Annotated in this window: 23 protein-coding genes and 1 riboswitch; of the genes, 13 read left to right on the forward strand and 10 right to left on the reverse strand. The window is 66.3% G+C overall.

What is annotated here, in order from left to right; translation table 11 throughout:
- Positions 1–33 precede the first annotated feature (33 nt).
- On the reverse strand, positions 34–789 hold the full coding sequence (locus J7I79_RS14415; protein ID WP_043429919.1) for an amino acid ABC transporter ATP-binding protein: 756 nt from the start codon (positions 787–789) through the stop codon (positions 34–36).
- A 164-nt stretch (positions 790–953) separates the two neighbouring features.
- Here J7I79_RS14415 and J7I79_RS14420 point away from each other — a divergent pair, with 164 nt between their 5' ends.
- The 4 genes from J7I79_RS14420 (at position 954) to J7I79_RS14435 (ending at position 3,852) form a co-directional block, all read left to right on the forward strand.
- On the forward strand, positions 954–1,775 hold the full coding sequence (locus J7I79_RS14420; protein WP_214954192.1) for a TIGR00730 family Rossman fold protein: 822 nt from the start codon (positions 954–956) through the stop codon (positions 1,773–1,775).
- Positions 1,776–1,798: 23 nt separating this feature from the next.
- Complete coding sequence (locus tag J7I79_RS14425) at positions 1,799–2,158, forward strand: DivIVA domain-containing protein (protein ID WP_214954194.1); 360 nt, start codon at positions 1,799–1,801, stop codon at positions 2,156–2,158.
- 50 nt (positions 2,159–2,208) lie between these two features.
- Positions 2,209–3,438 (forward strand): hypothetical protein, encoded by a 1,230-nt coding sequence (locus J7I79_RS14430; RefSeq protein ID WP_214954325.1) that lies wholly within the window; start codon positions 2,209–2,211, stop codon positions 3,436–3,438.
- A gap of 246 nt (positions 3,439–3,684) precedes the next feature.
- A complete protein-coding gene (locus J7I79_RS14435) occupies positions 3,685–3,852 on the forward strand; it encodes a DUF3117 domain-containing protein (RefSeq protein WP_009357720.1) in 168 nt (55 codons plus the stop codon).
- Positions 3,853–3,897: 45 nt separating this feature from the next.
- Here J7I79_RS14435 and J7I79_RS14440 read toward each other — a convergent pair whose 3' ends face one another.
- Positions 3,898–4,530, reverse strand: a complete 633-nt coding sequence (locus J7I79_RS14440; RefSeq protein ID WP_104172170.1) for an O-methyltransferase — start codon at positions 4,528–4,530, stop codon at positions 3,898–3,900.
- A 312-nt stretch (positions 4,531–4,842) separates the two neighbouring features.
- Between J7I79_RS14440 and sigE the strand changes: the two genes are divergently transcribed.
- The 3 genes from sigE (at position 4,843) to J7I79_RS14455 (ending at position 7,097) form a co-directional block, all read left to right on the forward strand.
- Positions 4,843–5,472, forward strand: coding sequence for an RNA polymerase sigma factor SigE (gene sigE / locus J7I79_RS14445; protein ID WP_214954196.1), 630 nt, complete (start codon positions 4,843–4,845; stop codon positions 5,470–5,472).
- Between the two features lie 8 nt (positions 5,473–5,480).
- Positions 5,481–6,614: an anti-sigma factor gene (locus tag J7I79_RS14450; RefSeq protein WP_251042775.1), complete on the forward strand. Its 1,134-nt coding sequence runs from the start codon at positions 5,481–5,483 to the stop codon at positions 6,612–6,614.
- An 81-nt stretch (positions 6,615–6,695) separates the two neighbouring features.
- The gene (locus J7I79_RS14455) at positions 6,696–7,097 is read left to right on the forward strand and encodes a Sec-independent protein translocase TatB (protein WP_104172173.1); all 402 of its coding nucleotides are present in this window, start codon (positions 6,696–6,698) and stop codon (positions 7,095–7,097) included.
- A 36-nt stretch (positions 7,098–7,133) separates the two neighbouring features.
- Here J7I79_RS14455 and J7I79_RS14460 read toward each other — a convergent pair whose 3' ends face one another.
- The 3 genes from J7I79_RS14460 to J7I79_RS14470 are packed head-to-tail and all read right to left on the reverse strand — an operon-like array spanning position 7,134 to position 10,259.
- Positions 7,134–8,261: an Mrp/NBP35 family ATP-binding protein gene (locus J7I79_RS14460; protein WP_214954198.1), complete on the reverse strand. Its 1,128-nt coding sequence runs from the start codon at positions 8,259–8,261 to the stop codon at positions 7,134–7,136.
- A gap of 11 nt (positions 8,262–8,272) precedes the next feature.
- Positions 8,273–8,995, reverse strand: coding sequence for a DUF1003 domain-containing protein (locus J7I79_RS14465; RefSeq protein WP_104172175.1), 723 nt, complete (start codon positions 8,993–8,995; stop codon positions 8,273–8,275).
- Complete coding sequence (locus tag J7I79_RS14470; protein WP_214954200.1) at positions 8,976–10,259, reverse strand: magnesium transporter MgtE N-terminal domain-containing protein; 1,284 nt, start codon at positions 10,257–10,259, stop codon at positions 8,976–8,978. The genes J7I79_RS14465 and J7I79_RS14470 overlap by 20 nt, the downstream gene beginning before the upstream one ends.
- Positions 10,260–10,335: 76 nt before the next feature.
- Here J7I79_RS14470 and J7I79_RS14475 point away from each other — a divergent pair, with 76 nt between their 5' ends.
- Complete coding sequence (locus tag J7I79_RS14475) at positions 10,336–11,217, forward strand: general stress protein (protein ID WP_214954202.1); 882 nt, start codon at positions 10,336–10,338, stop codon at positions 11,215–11,217.
- A gap of 60 nt (positions 11,218–11,277) precedes the next feature.
- On the opposite strand, the gene J7I79_RS14480 is transcribed toward J7I79_RS14475, so the two are convergent.
- A complete protein-coding gene (locus J7I79_RS14480; protein ID WP_214954204.1) occupies positions 11,278–12,870 on the reverse strand; it encodes an aminopeptidase P family protein in 1,593 nt (530 codons plus the stop codon).
- 178 nt (positions 12,871–13,048) lie between these two features.
- On the opposite strand from J7I79_RS14480, the gene J7I79_RS14485 reads away from it, so the two are divergent.
- Positions 13,049–13,474: an ester cyclase gene (locus J7I79_RS14485; RefSeq protein ID WP_214954206.1), complete on the forward strand. Its 426-nt coding sequence runs from the start codon at positions 13,049–13,051 to the stop codon at positions 13,472–13,474.
- Positions 13,475–13,502: 28 nt separating this feature from the next.
- Complete coding sequence (locus J7I79_RS14490; RefSeq protein ID WP_214954208.1) at positions 13,503–14,351, forward strand: PHP domain-containing protein; 849 nt, start codon at positions 13,503–13,505, stop codon at positions 14,349–14,351.
- 13 nt (positions 14,352–14,364) lie between these two features.
- On the opposite strand, the gene J7I79_RS14495 is transcribed toward J7I79_RS14490, so the two are convergent.
- The 3 genes from J7I79_RS14495 to J7I79_RS14505 all read right to left on the reverse strand — a co-directional run bounded on the left by J7I79_RS14495 (position 14,365) and on the right by J7I79_RS14505 (position 18,732).
- Entirely contained in the window at positions 14,365–15,231 is an 867-nt protein-coding gene (locus J7I79_RS14495) for a site-specific DNA-methyltransferase (RefSeq protein WP_214954210.1), read from the reverse strand.
- An 8-nt stretch (positions 15,232–15,239) separates the two neighbouring features.
- Complete coding sequence (locus J7I79_RS14500) at positions 15,240–16,970, reverse strand: DEAD/DEAH box helicase (protein ID WP_214954212.1); 1,731 nt, start codon at positions 16,968–16,970, stop codon at positions 15,240–15,242.
- Positions 16,971–17,259: 289 nt separating this feature from the next.
- Positions 17,260–18,732, reverse strand: a complete 1,473-nt coding sequence (locus J7I79_RS14505) for an RNB domain-containing ribonuclease (protein ID WP_214954214.1) — start codon at positions 18,730–18,732, stop codon at positions 17,260–17,262.
- Between the two features lie 41 nt (positions 18,733–18,773).
- Between J7I79_RS14505 and J7I79_RS14510 the strand changes: the two genes are divergently transcribed.
- On the forward strand, positions 18,774–19,448 hold the full coding sequence (locus J7I79_RS14510; protein ID WP_214954216.1) for a ferritin-like fold-containing protein: 675 nt from the start codon (positions 18,774–18,776) through the stop codon (positions 19,446–19,448).
- On the opposite strand, the gene thiE is transcribed toward J7I79_RS14510, so the two are convergent.
- Positions 19,445–20,164, reverse strand: a complete 720-nt coding sequence (thiE, locus tag J7I79_RS14515; RefSeq protein WP_214954218.1) for a thiamine phosphate synthase — start codon at positions 20,162–20,164, stop codon at positions 19,445–19,447. The genes J7I79_RS14510 and thiE overlap by 4 nt on opposite strands.
- A gap of 26 nt (positions 20,165–20,190) precedes the next feature.
- Positions 20,191–20,310: riboswitch (TPP riboswitch) on the forward strand.
- On the opposite strand from thiE, the gene thiO reads away from it, so the two are divergent.
- Positions 20,297–21,604, forward strand: a complete 1,308-nt coding sequence (thiO, locus tag J7I79_RS14520) for a glycine oxidase ThiO (protein ID WP_214954220.1) — start codon at positions 20,297–20,299, stop codon at positions 21,602–21,604. Its footprint overlaps the riboswitch before it by 14 nt.
- Complete coding sequence (gene thiS, locus J7I79_RS14525) at positions 21,601–21,837, forward strand: sulfur carrier protein ThiS (protein WP_214954221.1); 237 nt, start codon at positions 21,601–21,603, stop codon at positions 21,835–21,837. The genes thiO and thiS overlap by 4 nt, the downstream gene beginning before the upstream one ends.
- Positions 21,838–21,842: the final 5 nt, after the last annotated feature.

The following is a 21,842-nucleotide window of genomic DNA, read 5'->3' on the forward strand; positions in this document are numbered from 1 at the left end:
GGGTGCGAACTGAGTGGGTGCGATCCTGGGGAATCAGTGAGTGAGGAGCTTGGAGAGGAAATCCTTGGCACGGTTGCTCTGCGGGTTCGTGAAGAATTCCTCAGGCGTCGCGTCCTCGACGATCTGGCCGTCGGCCATAAACACCACGCGGTCGGCGGCTTTGCGGGCGAAGCCCATCTCATGGGTGACCACGATCATGGTCATCCCTTCCTTGGCCAGCTGGATCATGACGTCAAGGACTTCGTTGATCATTTCCGGGTCAAGGGCCGAGGTGGGCTCGTCAAACAGCATGACCTTCGGCTTCATGGCCAGCGCCCGGGCAATCGCCACACGCTGCTGCTGGCCGCCGGAGAGCTGTGCCGGAAGCTTGGGCGCCTGGTGTCCAACGCCGACGCGCTCCAGCAGGGCCATGGCGTCCTTGTCGGCCTGCGCCTTGGGCACACCCTTGACCTTGATCGGGCCCAGGGTGACGTTCTCCAGGATGGTCTTGTGCGCGAAGAGATTGAAGGACTGGAAGACCATTCCGACGTCGGCGCGCAGCTTGGCGAGTTCCTTGCCTTCTTCCGGGAGTTCCTTGCCATCGATGGCGATCTTGCCGTCATCGATGGTCTCCAGGCGGTTGATGGCCCGGCAGAGTGTGGACTTACCGGAACCTGACGGTCCGATGACCACAACAACTTCGCCCTTGCGGACGTTCAGGTTGATGTCCTTGAGTACGTGCAGCTGGCCGTAGTGCTTATTCACGGCTTTCAGGGAGACGAGAGCATCGCCGGGCACTTGAGTAGTCATAAGAGAGAATCTAGCGAACATTAGCGAGATATGACGGCAATCACTCCAAGTTCCTACAGATCGTAATTCAAGAGATACCTGCTGGTCAGCGGCTTGAACGCCGTCAGCCGCAGGTTCGGACGTGCCGGACAGACTGACTTGGAGAAGCGCGCTAGCCTTGGTGGATGAGCACCGATCCGCAGTCTTCTTCCACTCCAGTACCTCCCCTTGCCGCCCGTCACAAGGGTCCGCTGGAGCTTCGCCGCAAACAGGCGGCCGTGGAGATGTCGGACCAGCACCTGCTGGACACCAAGGGGCCCGGTCAGTTCGTCCACACGGATCCGTGGCGGGTGCTCAGGATCCAGAGCGAGTTCGTGGAAGGTTTCGGCGCCCTCGCGGACCTCGGGCCGGCCGTCAGTGTCTTCGGTTCCGCCCGCACCAAGCCCGGCTCTGCCTACTACGAGCTGGGCGTCGAAGTGGGCCGCAAACTCGCCGAGGCCGGGGTGGCTGTTATTACCGGCGGCGGACCGGGCTCCATGGAGGCCGCGAACAAGGGCGCCGTCCAGGGCAACGGAGTATCTGTGGGGCTCGGCATCGAGCTGCCGTTCGAGCAGGGCCTCAACCAGTGGGTGGACCTTGGCATCAACTTCCGCTACTTCTTCGCGCGCAAGACCATGTTCGTGAAATACGCGCAGGGGTTCATTGTGCTGCCGGGCGGGCTGGGCACCTTGGACGAACTCTTCGAGGCCATGGTGCTTGTGCAGACCCGAAAGGTCACTTCTTTCCCCATCGTGCTGCTGGGCACTGCCTTCTGGGGACCGATGCTCGAGTGGATCAGGGGCACGCTGGTGGAAGACGGCATGATCTCCGAGAAGGACCTTGGGCTCATTCAGGTCGTTGACGAGCCTGCGCATGCGGTGGACCTTGTCATCCATGGCGCTATCCGTCCGGCACCGGGAACCAGCAGCAGCAACGGCGGGCCGAACGGCAACCAGCGCCCTGAATAGCGGCTGCGCCGACGTCTGGCACGATGGATCCTGTGAGTTTCTTCCTGATTTTCCTCGCCATCGCGCTGATCGGTGCCGCGCTTTTCTTCGGAGCCGATTTTGCGTCGGGTATTTTTCGGCGTCGGCGGTCCGGCGGCTCCGCGCTTTTGGACGGATTCGACGAACCTGTCGCCTCGCTGCCTCCGGTGCTTCTTCCCGCTGAAGCCTTGCCCTCCGACGTCGACCGGGTCCGCTTTGCCCTTGGGCTGCGGGGTTACCGCATGGACCAGGTTGACCAGGTCCTGGACGAACTCCGTGATCAGATTGCTGCCAAGGACCGCGAAATTGAACGGCTGCGCACGGAACTCCATGCATCGGCGCAGCCGGGGGAGAGCGGGCCTTGAGCCGACCGGACACTTCCGCCGGGCAGGAGGTGCCGGGGGACTACCCGGGGCTGAACGGCCTCGTGCGGAGGAGCGTGGCCTCGGTTGCCGCCCGTTCGGGCGCGTGGCCATGGTGGGCGCAAGCGGCCTGCGTCTACGCCGCGGCTCGGATTGTCAGCGCCTGCATATTCATGGCAGCTGCCCTCCACCAGGGGGTCAATCCCTGGTTTCCCGCTAAGCCGGATTACTGGAACTTCATCAACATTTGGGATGCCCGCTGGTACGGCGAAGTACTCCGGAACGGGTACCCTAGCCACCTACCCGTGGACGAAAGCGGCAACGTCCAGGAGAACGCCTGGGCGTTCTACGCGCTGTTCCCGATGCTGGGGAGGGCGCTGTCCGCCATGACGGGGCTGGACCCCGCACTGGCCCTCACCTTCATCGCGATGGCAGCGGGGCTGGGCGCTGCCCTGGTGGTGTACTGCCTCTTCCGGCAGAAGGCCAGCCACCGCACGGCGATGTGGGCGGTGGCCTTCTTTTCCGCCTTCCCCGTGGCCGCGGTGCTCCAGGTGCCTTATGCCGAATCCCTCAACCTCCTGCTGCTGGCATCGGCCCTGCTGCTGGTGATGCAGCGGCGGTATCTGTGGGCGATGCCAGTCGTCGTGCTGATGTGTCTCTCCAGGCCAACAGGGGTGCCGTTCGCCGCCATGGCCGGAGGGCTGCTCGCCTACCGCGTGTGGCAGCGGACCCGATCCGGCCGGGACAACACCGGCCCGCTGCCCCACAACGGACGTGAGCTTCTTTCCCTGGCAGCATTGGCGGCAGTCAGCGGACTCAGCGCCCTGCTGTGGCCTGCCATTGCATGGGCGGTGACCGGGGACCCCGCAGCCTATACCAAGACCGAAACCGTCTGGCGCGGCCACGACCTGGTGCCCTTCAAGCCGTGGTTCGATACCGGGATCCAGCTTTTTGGCCCGCTGCTGGGAATCCTTGCGCCGTTTGTGTTTGTGGCCCTGTTCGGGCTTCTGATGACGTCCCCGCCGGTGGTGGCGCTCGGGGCCGAACTGCGGCTCTGGTGCGTCTGCTACATGGGGTATTTGCTGGTGTTCCTGCACCCCCAGACCAGCACGTTCCGGATGCTGCTGCCGCTGTTTCCGCTGGCGCTGAGTGCGGCCCTGCTCTCGCGTTCGCGGGCCTACCGCGGGGCGGTGGTCACCATGTTCGTGCTGCTCCAGATCGTCTGGATCGTGTGGCTGTGGGCGTGGGCGCAGCTGCCCGGCGGGGGAGACTATCCGCCGTGAGCCGGAACGGGCCGCTATGACGGCGGCCACAATTTTCCAAGCGATGAAGAAAATCCATCAATTAGCTACAGGCGGGTAATTACAGGATAATAGGGGTTAAGCATGAACAAATTGCATTGACCATTGCATTCAGAACTGTTCAGCCATGGCGGCCGCTGCTAGGCCGCCAAGGCGGCTTTGTTTGACGACGCGGCCACAGCCCGCCCGGGCTGGTAGGTCCTGGGACTATTGGAGGGGATTTTCCTCATGGCGGCTATGAAACCACGCACCGGCGACGGCCCTATGGAAGTAACCAAAGAGGGCCGCAGCTTGATCATGCGTGTGCCGCTCGAAGGCGGGGGGCGGCTTGTGGTCGAACTTAACGCAGCAGAGGCGGCAAACCTAAAGGAATGCCTCGTCGGCGTTACCGAATAGTTTTGGTGGGGAAGGGCCCGCAGCCGGAAGGCTGCGGGCCCTTCCTTATTTCTTGACCGCTACCAGGAGTCCGTCGCCGGTGGGGAGCATGGCCGAGGCCAGGCGATCGTCGTCGCGGATTGACTTGCCCACCTGGCGAAGAACCGCGGTGGTGGAATCCCGGGCTGCCGGGTTGGCCACCCGGTCCTTGTCCAGTGCGTCGTTGATGATCAGGAGGCCGCCGGACTTCAGCAGCCGGATAGCCTGCTCCACGTACCCCGGAATGTTCGGCTTGTCCGCGTCGATGAACACCAGGTCGTAGGCGCTGTCCGTCAGGCGCGGCAGGACATCTCCGGCCCGGCCGGAAATGGTGCGGGTACGGTTGGCGGGGCTTCCCGCTTCCTGGAAGGCCTCCCGCGCAGCCCGGAGATGTTCCACGTCGACGTCGATGGTGGTCAGCACCGCCTGGGGGCCAAGCCCGCGAAGCAGGCAGACGCCGGACACGCCCGCCCCGGTGCCGATTTCCACAGCCGTCTGCGCCTTGGAGGCCGCCGCCAGTACCGTCAGCACCGCTCCAACCCCCGGTCCCACCGGAGTCACACCGAGCTCAAAGGAGCGTTCCCGAGCATGCAACAGGACTTCATCCTCGGCAGGCAGATCTTCTGCATAGGACCAGCTCGTGGACTTATCGGCGCTCATGAGGATTCGCTTTCTGGGCGGCAGGGGGATTGTTTCTAACAGCGTACTGTGTCCGGCGGTGCCCGGACCGGAGGTGACGGCGCGGCAGGCTGTGGCTAGCCGCGGATGTGATCGGGACCACGGATTCACATCCCGGGGCGCGTTTGTTTCCGCCGAAGGCTGAAGCCCGGCGAAAGTCAGGAAATTCCCAGCCAACTTTGAAATGATGGTTATCCGCTCATCCAGGAGGTGATCGGCGCCGAAGCACTGGTGTCAGTCCGACTGGTGCCAGAACCGCCCAGGCGTTTGTACCATCCACGAGGGGAGTGGACGATGTCAGCATCAGTTGTGGCACCTGTCCCGGCAATTGAAGATCCAGCCGCACAGTCGGAAGCCGAGTGGGTCAGGCCGACATGGGAAGAAGTGGTCACAAACCACTCCGCCAAGGTCTACCGGCTTGCCTACCGCCTGACCGGCAACAAGTACGACGCCGAGGACCTCACCCAGGAGGTGTTCGTCCGCGTTTTCCGGTCACTGGAGAACTTCAAGCCCGGCACGCTGGATGGCTGGCTCCACAGGATCACCACCAACCTGTTCCTGGACCAGGCCCGGCGCAAGAGCCGCATCCGTTTTGATGCCCTCGCTGACGACGCCGAATCCCGGCTGCCCGGCCGCGAACCTGGCCCGGAACAGAGCTTCGAATTCAACAACCTGGACCTTGACGTGCAGGCCGCCCTGGAGGAACTGCCGCCGGACTTCCGCGCCGCCGTCGTCCTCTGTGATCTGGAAGGCCTGTCCTACGACGAGGTCGCCGAGGCCCTGGGTGTCAAACTCGGCACCGTGAGGTCCCGCATCCACCGCGGCCGCACCATGCTCCGGGAGAAGCTGGCCCACCGCGATCCCCGGACCAGGCAGTCCCTCAAGCCGCGGCTCAAGATGCCGCGCATCGCCGGCATCCTCTGATCGGCTCCATGCGTCAGCTGAGAAACCTGCTGCGTGGCCTTGGCGGCAACTGTTCGCGCGGATTCCTGCCACGGGGCAAGCGCGGACGCAGCGCGAAACACATGGAATCGTGCCCCGAATGCGCGTCCCTTCTGTGGCGTGAACGCCAGTACCTTGAGCGCATGCGGCGTGCGGCCATCCCTGCCGCCAGCGACGACCTGACGGCCAGGCTGCTGGCCCGGACGCAGCACCTCGCCATGGCGCCTGCCTCCTCGGCTGCCCGGCCGCCCGTTCCTGCCTCGCCGGCGGTAAAGGTGCTGGGCCTCGCAGCAGGCGGAGCCGTGGCGGCGGCAGGCGTGGTCGCCGGGGCCGCCTACTTCCTGGCCGGTGACCCCAGGCCCGTGGCGGCCGGTGTTTCCGCAGAATCGTTACAGCAGCAGGCGGCCACTTTCGGGCTTCAGTCGTCGGATGGCGTCCTCCCGCCCGGCGGTGCCGCTTCTCCCGGCTCTGTTTCCCCGGACGACGTTTCCCCCGACGCCGGTTCAGGTAGTGCCGGTTCGGGGAGCGCCGCGCCGCTGGGGACGGCAGGGATGCTGACGTCCGCGGAACTCCAAAGACTCCGTGGGCAGGGATGGTCCTGCCCGGAGCTCCAGGCAATGGGGTTCCATGTGCTCTGGGCGCGGCGTGAAGCCGTCTCAGGGCAGGGCGTCCTGGAGCTGAGGCTAACCGACGGCAAGCACTTTGCCACTGTGTTGGAACAGCACCCGCAGGTCCGCCCGGCGGGTGGTTTGCCGTCGGCGGCAGCAGCCTCCTCGCCGACGAACATCCTGACGGGCCGTCCTGCCGCCGAAGACGGGTTCGTGCCTGCGCCGGAAGGCGGCGTGCCTGCTGGCGGGCTGCTGTGGATCAACGCATCCGCCCCGTGGAAGGCCATCTACCAGACCTCCGATGTGACGTTCACCTACATTTCGGATCTCCCCGCGGAGGCGGCCGACGACGGCGTGGCGGAGCTGATCGGCTCGGTCTCCGCGACGGCCGCGCCCAGCGTGGACGGCGGACCGGCAGGTCCCGGAACGGACAAGGTTGCCGCGGCGGCGCCCGAGGCACTGCCTGCGAGGCTGCAGCGCGGACTGGGGCGCATCATGGAGCTTTTCACACCGTGAGCCGTCCGTCCTTTGCGGCGTGCGCGCTGCGGTCCGCGTCAGAATCGTCACCGGCGTACCGGAGAGGGTAATCTTCCTAAAGTGTTTGGAATCAACGGCCCGGAGTTTCTCCTTCTGCTGATCATCGGCGTCCTGGTGATCGGCCCCAGCCGGCTGCCCGAATACACCCAGAAACTGGCGAACCTGGTCAAGGAAGTCCGCCGGATGGCGTCCGGCGCGCGGGAACAGATCAAGGACGAAGTCGGCATAGACATCGACGATGTTGACTGGAAGAAATACGACCCGCGCCAGTACGATCCCCGCCGGATCATCAAGGAAGCGCTGCTCGACGACGACACCAAGCCTGTCAGCGCCGGTGCCCCCGCAGCGGTTGCGGCAGTAGCCGCAGCCTCCGCCGCGTCCTACGCCGAAGAACGACCGGCACGCGTCATCGAGCGGCTGGCCGACGGCGAGCGGGCTCCCTTCGACTCCGAGGCCACCTAAGCCGGATTTGGACTGCCTCAGTCACCCACGCAACAGTTATCGCGGCTGGAGGCCCAGCTTCATCCCCGTCAAACCGCGGGGCCTTGCCGCTAGCTTCCCCGCAATCCCGGTCAGCGCCATCGCCGCCGGAGTCTCCGGCCGGCCGAGGACGATCGGTTCGCCCGCGTCGCCGCCCTCGCGCAGCAGGATGTCCAGGGGAATTTGGCCCAGCAGCGGGACCTTCGCGCCCACAGTCGCGCTCAGCCGCTCGGCGAGGACAGCCCCGCCGCCGCTGCCGAACAGTTCCATCCTGCCGCCGTCGGGCATTTCAAGGTAGGACATGTTCTCCACAATGCCGGCAACGGACTGACCCGTCTGGGTGGCAATGGCGCCGGCACGTTCGGCGACGTCAGCGGCCGCCGTCTGCGGGGTGGTCACCACCAGGATCTCGGCCTTCGGAAGCAGCTGCGCCACGGAGATGGCGATGTCCCCGGTTCCCGGAGGCAGGTCCAGGAACAAGGCGTCCAGGTCGCCGAAGTAGACGTCGGTGAGGAACTGCTCCAACGCACGGTGCAGCATGGGCCCGCGCCAGGCCACCGGCTGATTGCCCTTGACGAACATTCCGATGGAAATGACCTTCACCCCGTAAGCGACCGGCGGCAGGATCATGTCGTCCACGCGGGTGGGGGACTGGTCGATGCCCATCAGTGCCGGCACCGAGAATCCGTACACGTCAGCGTCGATAATGCCGACGCGCAGGCCCTGGGCGGCCATGGCGCAGGCGAGGTTCACAGTGACCGAGGACTTGCCCACCCCGCCTTTGCCGCTGGCCACCGCGAACACCTTCGTGAGGGATCCGGGCTGGTTGAACGGAATGCCCCGCTGTCCTCCGGGACCGCGAAGCTGCTCCTTCAGTGCATCACGCTGCTCCTGCGACATGACTTTCAGCTCGACGTCAACGCCCGTGACGCCCGGAACTGCCGTCAGCGCTGCCTCGGAGTCCGCGGTAATGGTGCCGCGCAGCGGACAGCCGGCGATGGTGAGCAGCACCACGAGCCGGACCAGGCCGTCGTCGGCGATGTCCACCGACTCCACCATGCCGAGTTCGGTGATGGGGCGCCGCAGTTCGGGGTCGATAACAGTGGCCAGTGCAGTGTCCACTGCCTGGGCCAGGGGGGTGCTCATGCAGTCAGTGCTCAGCTTTCGGGGGAATTGAGGTGCGCGGGATAACCGGGCTTGTCCGGTTTGACCTTGGGGATCTGCTGGGTGCGCGGGTTGCGCTGCTTGTCGCGGCGTTCCTTCAGCTTCTCTTTGACTTTGTCCTTAGGCGACTCGTGGCTGCCGGCGCCGGACGGATCATGGGTGCGGAGTTCCTCCTGCGCCTCCAGCATGTCCTCAAGGAGGCTGCGGAGCTCGGCGCGGACGTAGTCGCGGGTGGCGACCTCGCGGAGCGCGATGCGCAGGGAGGCCAGCTCCCTGGTGAGGTACTCGGTGTCGGAGAGGTTGCGTTCGGCGCGCTGCCGGTCCTGCTGGAGGGACACCCGGTCGCGGTCGTCCTGGCGGTTCTGGGCGAGCAGCAGCAGCGGGGCCGCATAGGAGGCCTGGAGGGACAGCATCAGGGTAAGCAGCGTGTAGCCCAGGGCCTGCGAGTCGAACTGCCATTCCTCGGGCGCGAAGGTATTCCAGACCAGCCAGAAGACGCAGAAAATCGTCATGTAGACCAGGAAGGTCGGCGTGCCCATAAAACGGGCAAAGCCTTCCGTGGCGTGGCCGAACGCATCGGGATTGGGCGAGAACTTGGGAAGAATGCGCTGGCGTCCGCTCAGGGGCGTATCGAGGCTGCCTTTGCCCGCGGCCTTGCTGCCCGGCCTGGTGTTGGAGCTCCGTGCGGAGGTGTTCTCAGCCAATGCGGCCTCCAAGCTTCCTTATCGGGGCGTCGTCCTCGTGGGCACGCCAGTCATCGGGCAACAGGTGATCCAGCACGTCATCAACGGTCACCGCCCCCACAAGGCGTCCGTCGGCGTTGACCACGGGAAGCGAGTTCAGGTTGTAGGTGGCCAGGGTCCGGGCCACCTCGCTGATGTGTGCCTGGTCGGAGACAGGTTCGAGGGTCTTGTCCACGAGGTTGCCCAGTGGTTCGGGCGGAGGAAAGCGCAGCAGCTGCTGGATGTGGACCACACCAAGGAACCGTCCAGTGGGCGTCTCCAGCGGGGGCCGGGCAATGAAGATCGACGACGCCAGGGCCGGCGAGAGTTCTTCGCGGCGGACGTGGGCCAGTGCTTCGGCCACGGTGGCCTCGGGCGGGAGGATCACCGGAACAGGCGTCATGAGGCCGCCGGCGGTGTCCTCGTCATACTCGAGGAGGCGCCGGACATCCTCGGCACCTTCGGGCTCCATTAGCTGCAGCAGTTCCTCCGCCTGGGCCGAGGGAAGTTCTGCGAGGAGGTCGGCGGCGTCGTCCGGGTCCATCTCTTCGAGGACGTCGGCGGCCCGGTTAACGTCGAGGGCGGAGAGGATCTCCACCTGGTCGCCTTCGGGCATCTCCTGAAGGACGTCGGCGAGCCGTTCGTCCTGGAGTTCGCTGGCCACCTCGAAGCGGCGCTTGTCGCTCATCTCCTGGAGGGCTTCGGCGAAGTCGGCCGGCTTCAGGCCCTCGTGCGTCGCGACGAACTGGGTGGCGGCCTGGGGCTCCGTCCTGGCACCCTGCTGCGCGTCAGCCCAGTCGATGATCATGGTCTCGTTGCGGCGGAGCCGGCTCAGCGGCGAGAGGGAGTGGCCGCGGCGCACGAACAGCTTGCTGACGAACCAGTCACCGGAACGGTGCCGGTCCATCGCGATGTCCTCGATGGTGGCGTCGCCGCTGCCGTCCGCGAGGGTCACCCGGCGGTCGAACATTTCGGCCACCACCAGCGTTTCCGCGCCGCGCTGTTCGAAGCGGCGCAGGTTCACTAGGCCGGTGCAGATCACCTGGGTCTGGTCGATCGAGGTGATCCGGGTCATCGGGACGAATACCCGCTTCTTGCCGGGCACTTCCACCACGATGCCCACCACGTGCGGTGCGCCCCGGGTGCCGCGGGAGAGCACGACAACATCGCGCAGCCTGCCGAGCCGGTCGCCCAGGGGGTCGAAGACATCCAGTCCGAGAAGGCGCGCAACAAACACCCGCGAAAGATTTGTGCTCACGTGTACAGGCTACCGAGTCTGCTCTCTTTTAGCTGAATTTCAGCCTGCGTACAGCCGGATGGGCAAGAATGGATGTATGTCAAACATTTTTGGTGCTCCCAAGGCTGGTGTCCCGAACGGGCCGGACGAATTCCGCACGGTCCCGTCCGGGGACACCGTCGGTTCGTATACCTCCTACCTGGACGCCCAAAAGGCGGTGGATTACCTTGCGGACCAGCAGTTTCCCGTCCAGCTGGTGTCCATCGTGGGGAACGACCTGAAGATGGTGGAGCGCGTCACCGGGCGCCTGAGCTACCCCCGGGTCGCTTTGTCCGGTGCACTGAGCGGCATGTGGTTTGGCCTGTTTGTTGGCGTAATGCTGTCCTTTTTCTCTCCGACCGGCGGTTACTTCTCGATTGTGACCTCGGTGCTCATGGGTGCGGCGTTCTTTATGCTCTTCGGCATCGTCACCTACGCCATGCAGCGCGGGAAGCGCGACTTCACCTCAACGAGCCAGGTGGTGGCAACGAACTACGACGTCGTCGTCGCCGTTGAAGCGTCCAATGAGGCGCGGCGTATGCTGCAGCAGCTGCCCATGACCACGTCGGATGCATCCTCCGGTGCCGCAGCGTACGGCCAGCGGGACTACCAGAACCAGCCGTTCCAGCAGCCCGGACAGCAGGGCCCGCAGCAGGGAACGGGACCCCAGCGGCCGGCCGGCTGGAACGATCCTTACGGCCAGAGGACGCCTGAGGCCGGGAACCAGCCGTCCGCCGGTGCCCACGCGGCCGGAGCCCCGGGTGCCGGACCCCAGGCTGCTGCCGAGGAACACCCCCAGCACAGCGCGGCTCCCACGCCCCCCGTCCGCTACCCGGACTTGCCCGACGGCAGGCCGCAGTACGGTGTTCGGGTGGCGGATGCCCCCAAGCAGGAGGAAGGCCACAAAGAGGGGCCAGCCGAAGGCAACGCTCAGCAGTAGACGGGGACACATAAGGCCTCCGTCCGGACGAGATCCGGGCGGAGGCCTTTTGCGTGGGTCTTACGGCTGCTGCTGGTCGATTTCCTGGTAGATGCCCGCCATCCAGGACTCGACGTCGTCGGCCTTGCGGGGGAGGGCCGCGCTGAGGTTGACCGGACCGTCTGCAGTCATCAGGATGTCGTCCTCGATCCGCACGCCGATGCCGCGGTACTCCGAGGGAATCGCGAGGTCTTCGTTCTTGAAGTACAGACCGGGCTCGATCGTGAACACCATGCCGGGGGTGAGGACACCGTCCAGGTAGAGCTCGCGCTTGGCCTGGGCGCAGTCGTGCACGTCGAGGCCGAGGTGGTGGCTGGTGCCGTGGGGCATCCAGCGTCGGTGCTGCTGGCCCTCGGGGCTGATGGCCTCCTCGACGGACACCGGCAGCAGGCCCCACTCGGCCAGGCGCTCAGCCAGGACGGTGGTGGCGGCAGTGTGGATGTCCCGGAACTTGGTGCCCGGCAGGGCCGCGGCGAAGCCGGCGTCCGCAGCGTCCAGGACAGCTTCATAGACCTTCCGCTGGACGTCGGTGAAGGTCCCGTTGGCCGGCAGCGTACGGGTGACGTCGGCGGTGTAGAGCGAATCAGCTTCAACGCCCGCGTCCAGCAGCAGCAGTTCGCCGGCGTTGACCGTACCCGTGTTCCGGGTCCAGTGCAGCACCGTGGCGTTGTTGCCCGAGGCCGCGATGGTGTCATACCCCAGCTCGTTGCCTTCTTCCCGGGCACGGGCGAAGAAGGCGCCTTCGACCACGCGTTCCCCGCGCTGGTGCGTCAGGGCCCGCGGAAGGGCCTTGACCACTTCGGTGAACCCTTCCACCGTGGCAGCCACTGCGATCTGCATCTGCTCGACCTCCCACTGGTCCTTGAGCAGGCGGAGCTCGGAGAGGGCTTCCGTGAGCTTCTCGTCGAGGGCGTCGAGCACGCCCAGGTCCAGGTTGTCCGGGTCCTTGGCCGTGTTGTACCGGGCAGTGTCCACGAGGGCGTCGATGTTCTCGTCCACCTTGCGCACCAGCCGGATGGAGATGCCGCCGATTTCGGGGGCACCCACGTTCTTGGTGATGGCGAGTTCAAGTTCGTCGATGTGCGCCGTGGCGAGGCCCAGCCTCCGCTCGAATTCCGCGAGCGTGGGCCGCGGACCGATCCAGAATTCGCCGGAGCGGGAGTCAGCGTAGAACTGTTCGGTGTCCCGGCCGGCCAGGGGACGGAAGTAGAGCGTGGCGCGGTGGTTCCCGCCGTCGTCGCCCTTTCCTTCTTCAACCGGTTCCAGGATGAGTACAGCGTCCGGCTCGTGGTCCAGGCCCAGGCCGGTCAGGTGCGCGAAGCCGGAGTGGGGGCGGAAGCGGTAGTCGCAGTCGTTGGAGCGGACCTTCAGCGGCCCCGCGGGGACCACCAGGCGTTCGCCTTTGAACAGGCCCGAAATGGTGCGACGTCGTTTGGCGGCGTGGTCGGCAACGGCGTCCCGATCGGGGAGCTCTTGTGCCGACGGCGCCCAATTGCTGGCCATAAAGGCCTTGAAGGCGTCGGAACTGGGCCGCTGCGAGCGGTTGTTGACGCGCTCTTCGAGGGGCTGGTTTGAGGTAGTTTCGCCGTTGTAGGCGTTATCTGCATCGTTCACCGTCCCATAGTCTCACCAGCGACGTGGCTTAGGCCAACGGTGGGAACGGTCACTCCAGCCCGTGGGTACGGGCCTTAAAGGGTGGGCTCCCGCGTGGCCGCGTTTGGGTCTACGATGTGCACCCACGGGGAATGTCCGTCAACGGGACGGGCGTCCGTGAACAACCGGAAAGACAGCCATGGAAACGGACGACAACAAGGCTCTTATCAGACGGTTCTACGAAGAAATCGACGCCGGAAACATCGACGCGATGGATGAGTTGGTTGCGGAGGATTATCTTGACCACAACCCTCCGTTTCCAGGCATGCCGGGCGGACGGGAGGGCCTGAAGGCGGCCTTCCGGATTTTCTGGACGGCGACTCCCGGGCGGCACGAGATCGAGGACCAGATCGCCGAGGGCGACAAGGTGGTAACCCGGCTGACTGCGTCCGGAACCCACGAGGCCGAGCTTCCGGGTCCCCTCCCCGCCACAGGTGCGAAGTTGCGGGAGACCGCTGTGGCCGTGCACCGGATCGCGCAGGGGCGGATCGTCGAGCACTGGTCCAACAGGGATGATCTGGACCTCATGCAGCAGCTCGGCGTAATCCGTCTGCCCGGGGAATGACTGCGGCACCATCTACTAGGCTGGGCAAGTGAGGATTGATCTGCATGCCCACTCGAATGTTTCCGACGGCACGGAGGCGCCCGCGACGGTGATGGCAGCCGCGGCAGCGGCGGGCCTTGACGTGGTGGCACTGACCGACCATGATTCCACCGACGGCTGGGCCGAGGCCTCCCTGGCGGCCCGCGCGGAAGGCGTCGCCCTCGTGCCCGGCATGGAGATTTCCTGCCGGACCGATGAGGGCATCAGCGTCCACCTCCTCAGCTACCTCCATGACCCCGCACATCCGGGCCTGCTGGAGGAGATCACCAAGTCCAAGGACGCCCGACTCACCCGGGCTGAACGCATGGTCACGCTCCTTGCCGAGGACTACCCGCTGAGCTGGGACGACGTCATCCACCACGTGGCACCGGGCGCAACGCTGGGCCGGCCGCACATTGCCGACGCCCTGGTGGCGGCCGGCGTGGTTGCGGACCGGACCGAGGCCTTCGCGTCCATCCTGACGTCCCGCTCCCGGTACTTCGTTCAGCACTATGCCCCGGATCCGGCCGTGGCCGTGGCACTTGTCCGGGCGGCGGGCGGCGTGCCGGTGTTCGCCCACCCGGTGGCTTCCGCGCGCGGCCGTGTGGTGGGCAGGCGGACCTACCTGGAAATGATCGACGCCGGCCTGGCCGGCCTGGAGGTCGAACACCGCGACAACCCTGAAGACGGACGGGCCTACCTGCGTGGACTCGCCGAGGAGCACGGCCTGCTGGTGACGGGATCCTCGGACTACCACGGGACGGGCAAGCCGAACCTGCTGGGCGAGAACCTGACCTCCCCGGAGGTCCTGGCGAGGATCGAAGAGCAGGCCACCGGCACCGCCGTCGTACGTCCGTGAACTCTTCCGTTCCTTACGGGAACGACGTGAAGGTCGCGTGCGCGGCGAGGCGGCCCGCCATGACGTCGATGGCCGGCTGGTTCTGGTCCACGCAGACGAATTTCCGGCCGAGCTTGGCGGCCACGGCTCCGAGCGTGCCGGATCCGGCGAAGAAGTCCAGGCACCAGTCACCCGGACGGCTTGAGGCGGCCACCACGCGGCGGATCAGGCCCTCGGGCTTCTGCGTCGGGTAGCCGGTCTTTTCCTTGCCGGTGGGGGAGACGATGGTGTGCCACCAGACGTCAGTGGGCAGCTTGCCCAGTTCCCTTTTTTCGGGAGTCACCAGGCCGGGTGCCATGTACGGTTCGCGGTCAACTTCAGCACTGTCGAAGTGGTACTTGGCCGGGTTCTTGACGTACACGAGGATGTTGTCGTGCTTGGTGGGCCAGCGGAACTTGGCGCGGGCGCCGTAATCGTAGGCCCAGATGATTTCGTTCAGGAAGCACTCGCGGCCAAAGATGGCATCCAGCATCACCTTGGCGTAGTGCACTTCCCGGTAGTCCAGATGGAGGTACAGGGTGCCGTCGTCGGCAAGCAGCCGCCAGGCTTCCACGAGCCTTGGTTCCAGGAAGGACCAGTAGTCGCTGAACGCGTCGTCGTAGCTGTGGAGGGCGCCCTTGATCGTGTCGTAGGAGCGGCCCTTGAAACCCACGCGGTCGCCGTCGCCGTCCGCGTTGCGCACCATGGTGGTCTGCTGGCGGCGCTGGGAGCGGCCCGTGTTGAAGGGCGGGTCGACGTAAATGAGTGTGAAGGCGCCGTCCGGCAGCGTTGGCAGGTACTCCGCGTTGTCCGCGTGTACCACCAGGTTGCTGCCGTCCGGCGCCCAGACGGTGTCAGTCATTGAGGGGTTTAGGCCTCTGTGTTGCCACGTTGCGCGCCGTCCTGCGCTGCGTTTCCACCGGCAACCACTTCGCCGTTGCGGCGGCGGGTGCGCGTGCGGCGGCGGGCGCGGGTGGCGCGGTCCACCTCGGCCGGCGCGGAAGCCGGCGCGACCGCGGGTGCTGCCTCGGCTGCCGGAGCGGCTGCGGTGCTGCTGTCGGAAGTACGACGACGGCGGTCACCTGAGCGTCCGCCGGCCTCGCTGCCGCTGCGGCGGGTATCGCGTCCGCCTGTGCGTCCGCTGTCCCGTCCGGCTCCGCGGGCACCGTCCTTTGCGTTGTCGCGGCCGCTGTCCCTTGCGCCGCCGCGCCCGGGCTTCTTGCCGGTCTCGCCCAGATCCTCCAGGACCTCGGCATCGACACCGGCCAGCACCCGCTTGTCGCGGGGCAGCCGGCCCTTGGTGCCTTCGGGGATGTCCAGCTCTTCGAACAGGTGCGGCGAGGAGGAGTAGGTTTCCACCGGCTCGGGCACGCTCAGGCCAAGGGCCTTGTTGATCAGGCCCCAACGCGGCATGTCGTCCCAGTCAACGAACGTGACGGCCGTGCCCTTGTTGCCGGCGCGTCCGGTGCGCCCAACGCGGTGCAGGTAGATCTTCTCGTCTTCGACGCACTGGTAGTTGATCACGTGCGTCACGTCGTCCACGTCGATGCCGCGGGCAGCGACGTCCGTGGCCACCAGGACATCAACCTTGTTGTTGCGGAAGGCCCGGAGGGCCTGCTCGCGGGCACCCTGGCCGAGGTCGCCGTGGATGGCGGCCGCAGCGAAGCCGCGATCCACCAGTTCCTCGGACACCTTGGCGGCGGTGCGCTTGGTCTTGGTGAAGATGATGGTGCGTCCGCGGCCGCGGGCCTGCAGGATGCGCGACACGACCTCGATCTTGTCCATGCTGTGCGCGCGGTAGATGAGCTGGCGGATGTCCCGCTTCGTGAGGCCCTCGTCGTCCGGGTCAGCCGCACGGATGTGGGTGGGCTGGGTCATGTAGCGCCGGGCCATGGCGATGACCGGGCCGGGCATCGTTGCGGAGAACAGCAGGGTCTGGCGGACGGCAGGGGTTCCGGCGATCAGCGTCTCGACGTCGGGCAGGAAGCCGAGGTCCAGCATTTCGTCGGCCTCATCGAGGATGACGATCTTGACGTTCTTCAGGCTCAGGTGCTTCTGCTTGTACAGGTCGATCAGGCGGCCCGGCGTACCGACAACAACTTCGACGCCCTTCTGCAGGGCATCCACCTGGGGCTCATAGGCGCGGCCGCCGTAAATCGTGGCGATGCGGGCGTTGCGCTTCTTGGCGGCGTTTTCCAGGTCCTTGGCCACCTGGACGGCCAGTTCACGGGTCGGCACAATCACGAGTGCCTGCGGTGCGCCCGGGACTGCCAGCTTGTCGAAGCCGGGGTCGTCGCGGCCCACGACGCGCTGCAGCGCGGGGATGCCGAAGCCCAGGGTCTTGCCGGTGCCGGTCTTGGCCTGGCCGATGATGTCGTGGCCGGCGAGAGCCACCGGCAGGGTCATCGCCTGGATGGGGAACGGGTGGGTGATCCCGGCATCGGCCAGGGATTCCACGATGTCGGCGCGGACGTTGAAGTCAGCGAAGGACTTCTCCTCGATCTCGTGAGGTTTTTCGTCCGAGATGATGGTCTCTTCCGGCTCGATCGATTCCGTGCCGGTGTCGTCAGTCAGAAGTTGGTGCGTGTGCAATTCACTCACAGGGGAGTTTCCTTATTCATTTGGGCATTGGCGCCGCCTGCTCAACGGGGCCGGCCGCAAGGCCGTTCCGGAGCACGCTCGAGCGCACAAGCAAATCCAGTGGAAGCCGATCGCGGGCTATCTAAATGCTGGCACTGGGGACCAGCGGGTGTGTCTCAAGATCGCGTAGGGGCGGGCTTGTTGAATTCGTAAATCAAGGAAATCAACGACCGGGCATCCATTACTACTCATTCAGTCTAGCCGTTGAGCGCAACCATCCCTGACTGACGCCCCGTGCACGCCTCGCAAGTCAGTCCACCAGCTCCAGCTTGATCTCCCGCGTGGCGATGTCCGAAGAGAGAAGCCTGACCCGCACGGTGGTGCCGGATTCGAGCTCACCGGGGCACCTGGCCGTCACCGCAGGGTCGGCGATCTGGATGATGCCGGACGGTCCGTTGCCGTTCCCGTTGCCGCCGTTGCCGTTCGGCTTGCCCGGTTTCGACCCCGAGATGACCACCGCGTCGAACTCCTGCCCGACATGGTTGATGAGCAGGGCCGCCTCCACCGTGTCGAGGGCCAGGCGTTCCATCCGCGCTGCCAGCTGGTCCGAGGCGGCCATGATTTCCGGCAGGGAAGGGAGTGCCTCCCGGGCCCAGCCGGGAACAGCCGCGCGGTTGCTCAGCGCTTCACAGATCACCAGGACAAAACGGTCGATCAGCCGGCGCAGCGGGGCCGTGGTGTGCGCGTACGCCGCCCCGATGGCCGACTGGATGGCATCCTCCGGAACCGTGCCGTCAAAGGGTGTGTAGCCTGCGCCCCGGAACAGCATGCCGGCGGAGTGCAGGATAGCCAGCTGCCGCGGGTCGGTGGGATCAAGGGACCGGAGGTACTCGCCGTAGCTGGCCTGGCCGTCCCAGGGCCTTCCCAGTGCGTGCGTCTGCCTCTTGAAATGCAGGAGGGAACGTTCATCCGGCGCCGGCATGGTGCGCAGGATGCCCACCTTGCCCTCGAGCATCAGGTCCGCGGCGGCCATGCCGGTCATCAGGGAAATCTGGGCGTTCCAGTCCTCCACGGGGAGGGGCGGCGCCGCGACGATGCGGTAGCCGCCGTCGGGCAGTTGCTGGATTTCCTGGTCCGGCATGTTCAGGCTGGCGCCGCCGCGCAGCCTCTCCAGTTCCACGCGTTTGAGCCCCACCTCCCTGAGGAGCTGCAGGACCGGGCCGGCACCGCCCGAATCGAGGTCCTCCTGGACGTTCTTATAGCTGAGTTTGGCCCGGCTCCGGATCCTGGCCCGGCGCACCAGCACCGACTGCACGTGCGCTGCCTCATCCAGCTCGAACTCCCAGACAAACGCGGCGCACAGTTGGCCGGAAAGCAGGCTGCCGGCGCTTTCGCTGATGACTTCCGGATGGAGCGGGATCCGCCCGTCGGGGGCGTAGAAGGTCTGCCCGCGGCGGCGGGTTTCGGCGTCGAGTGCCCCGCCGGGCTGCACGAAGGACGGCACATCGGCGATGGCGTAGAGCACCTTGTAGCCCCCGCCGGACCGTTCAATGAACAGGGCCTGGTCCAGGTCCGTGGAGGAAGGGGGATCGATGGTCACGAATTCCACGTCCGTGAGGTCGAAGTCAGGCATCTTGTGCTCCGCAATGGCCGCCAGCGCATCTTGAAGGGCATCATCAGGGAAGGGGCCGGGAAGCTCCAACTCCGTCCGGAGCGCGTGCAGCGCCTCGGCCAGACGGTTGGTCTGCTCGTGGACACTTGGAGTCAGGCGATGATGTGACACGAAAGTCAGATTAGCTCGATTTGCGCCATTAGTCTTGACTGATGAGCTCATCCCCGGCTGACACCGCTCGTTACAACCGCTTCGTGGCAGACCTGTTCGGAATGATGGCCTACGGGGAGCTGTCGGCCTTCGAGAGATTCTCAGCGGACGCGCGGCATTCGCCCACCCTCCACGACCGTGCCGTGCTTGGCAGGATTGCCGTGGTGGAGTTCCGGCACTACGAGCTGGTGAGCTCCCGGCTGGCCAGTATGAACATCGACGCCGAGGACGCCATGCTGCCGTTCCAGGCTGCCGTGGATTACTTCCACTCCCGGACGCGCCCGGGGGACTGGTTCGAATCCCTGATGAAGGCCTACGTCATCGACACGGTCTCAGCCGACTTTTATCGGGCCATCTCGCAGTATGTGGATGCCGCCACGCGCGAACTCATCGAACAGATCCAGGACTCCGAAGCGACCACCGAGGTCCTCCGCGAACGGCTCAAAGGCGCCCTGGCCGATGACCCCAGGCTCGCGTCGAGACTTGCGCTCTGGGGCAGGCGGCTGCTGGGCGAAGCATTGACCCAGGCACAGCGCGTCAGCTACGAGCACGCCTTCCTGGCAAGCCTGATCGGCGGCGAGGACAACGCCGCAGCGAAAGAGCTGGTCAGCGGGCTGATCTCCGGCCTGGCGGGGAACCATTCACGGCGTATGACGCAGCTCGGCCTGACCGGCTAGCTGTACTGCTGGCCGGCGTCGAGCGCCGCCAACAGCGACTTGGCCGCTGCGGCCGGGTCGTCGGCTTCGGTAATGGCGCGGACCACTACGATGCGCTGCGCTCCGGCAGCCACCACTTGTTCAACGTTGCCCAGGTCAATGCCGCCGATGGCGAACCACGGCAGCAGCGGACCGCCAACGGTCCCTTTAGCCGCGCTGTCAGCTGTTTTGTCTGTTGTTTTGCCGCTGGCCCCGGCCGCGTAGTGTACCAGATCGAGGCCGACGGCGGCCCGGCCCGGCTTGGTGGGAGTGGCCCACACCGGCCCTACGCAGAAGTAGTCCAGTCCGCCGGGACCGGCAACCGCGGCGATGGCGGCGTCGATCTGCTCCGGGCTGTGGGTTGACAGGCCGATCACGGCGTCATCGCCGAGGAATTTCCGGGCCGAAGCCAGGGGAAGGTCCTTCTGCCCGATGTGGAGTACCGGGGCGCCGGCGAGCGAGGCTATGTCGGCGCGGTCGTTGACCGACCAGAGCCGGCCGTGGCGGCGGGCCGCAGCCTCCAGCACTTCAAGCAGCTCGAGCTCTTCGGCGGCCTCCAGGTTCTTGTCCCGGAGCTGGATGATGTCAACGCCGCCGGCGTAGGCGGCATCGACGAAGTCTTCGAAATCGCCCCGGTCGGTGCGGGCATCGGTGCAGAGGTACAGGCGGGCGCTGGTGAGGACGGCGTGCTCGGTCATGGCACCAGCCTAGTTCCTCTAAACTGGGGTGGTACCGCGGGAGCCCGCTGCAGCTGTCACAAAGCTGCAGGGCTGAGAGGGCGTCAGAGCCGACCGCTTGACCTGATCCGGTTAGTACCGGCGTAGGGAAGGATGACAATGAACCCGCAACCCGCAGCAGGCCGCCCCGCCGCGCGCACCCGGGAAATCAGCGCCGACGTCGCCGTCATAGGCGGAGGGGTCATCGGCCACGGCATCGCGTGGGAAGCCCGGCAGTCCGGCAGGTCCGTGGTGCTCATCGACGACGCACCGGGGACGGGCGCCAGTTGGGCCGCCGCCGGCATGCTGGCACCAGTGAGCGAACTCCACTACCAGGAGGAACAGCTCCTGGAACTCATGCTTCACTCCTCGGGTCTGTGGCCCGCCTTCGCCGCAGGCCTCGAGGCGCGGGATACCGGCGGCGGAGCCACCGGCACCGGCTACCTCACGACGTCGACCCTGGCCGTAGGGGCCGACGCCGCCGACCGCCGGGCGCTCGCCGACCTGCGGGGAGTCCAGCGGGCAAGCGGCCTCACAGTGGAACCTCTTACAGTCAGGGAAGCACGGGCCCGCGAACCGCTGCTGAGCCCCGGGATCTCCTGCGCCTTCGACATTCCGGCCGACCACCAGGTGGACCCCCGCCGGCTCCTCGCCCTGATCGCGGAGTCCCTGGCAGAATCCGCCGTGCATGAGCGGGCCGCCGGCCTGCTCTGGGAGGACGGGCGGGTCAGCGGGGTCAGCCTGGCCGGGGGAGGCACCGTGCACGCCGGGGAGACCATCGTTGCCAACGGGCTGGGGTCTGCGGCCCTGGGCGGGCTGCCAACCGGCCTGAGGCTGCCGCTCCGCCCGGTGTACGGCGACATCCTGCGCCTGCGTGTTCCCGCTTACCTGCAGCCGCTGGTGACATCAACTGTCCGCGGCATGGTCCACGGAATCCCCGTCTATATCGTTCCCCGGCAGGACGGAACGGTGGTGATCGGGGCGACGCAGCGCGAAGACGCCCTCGCCGCTGCGGGCGTTGAAGGCACCGGCACAGGACCAGCGGCACCTGCCGAGGCCGCCGTTTCAGCCGGCGGCGTCTACCAGCTGCTCCGCGACGCGCAGGTGCTGGTGCCGGCCGTCGCTGAACTGGAGCTCCTGGAAGCCACCGCGAGGGCCCGTCCGGGAACGCCGGACAACGCGCCGCTGCTGGGGCGGGTCGCGGACGCCCGCACCGGCCGGGACATTGGGGGGCTGATCATTGCCACCGGATTCTTCCGTCACGGCGTCCTGCTGACGCCCGCGGCCGCTGCCATCTGCAGGCAGCTGATGGACGGCAACGCCGATCCGCGCTGGGCGCCGTTCCGGCCCGACCGGTTCTCCCGTTTTCCGGCACCGTCCGCAACCACAGTCACAATTGACCCGAACAAGGAAACAGCATGAACATCAAACTGAACGGCACGGCCCACGCAGTCGACGACGGCGCGTCCGTCACCACCCTCATCAGCCAGGTCACCGGCAGGAACCTCGCCCCCAACGGGCAGGCTGCCGACGGCCAGAAACTGGGAGTGGCGGTTGCGAGGAACTCCGAGGTAGTGCCGCGCAGCCAGTGGTACGTCACGGCGCTCGCCGAGGGCGACGACGTCGAACTCGTTACAGCGGTACAGGGAGGTTGAGCATC

This window comes from Arthrobacter sp. ISL-69 (genome assembly GCF_018613775.1).
Taxonomy (GTDB): Bacteria; Actinomycetota; Actinomycetes; order Actinomycetales; family Micrococcaceae; genus Arthrobacter.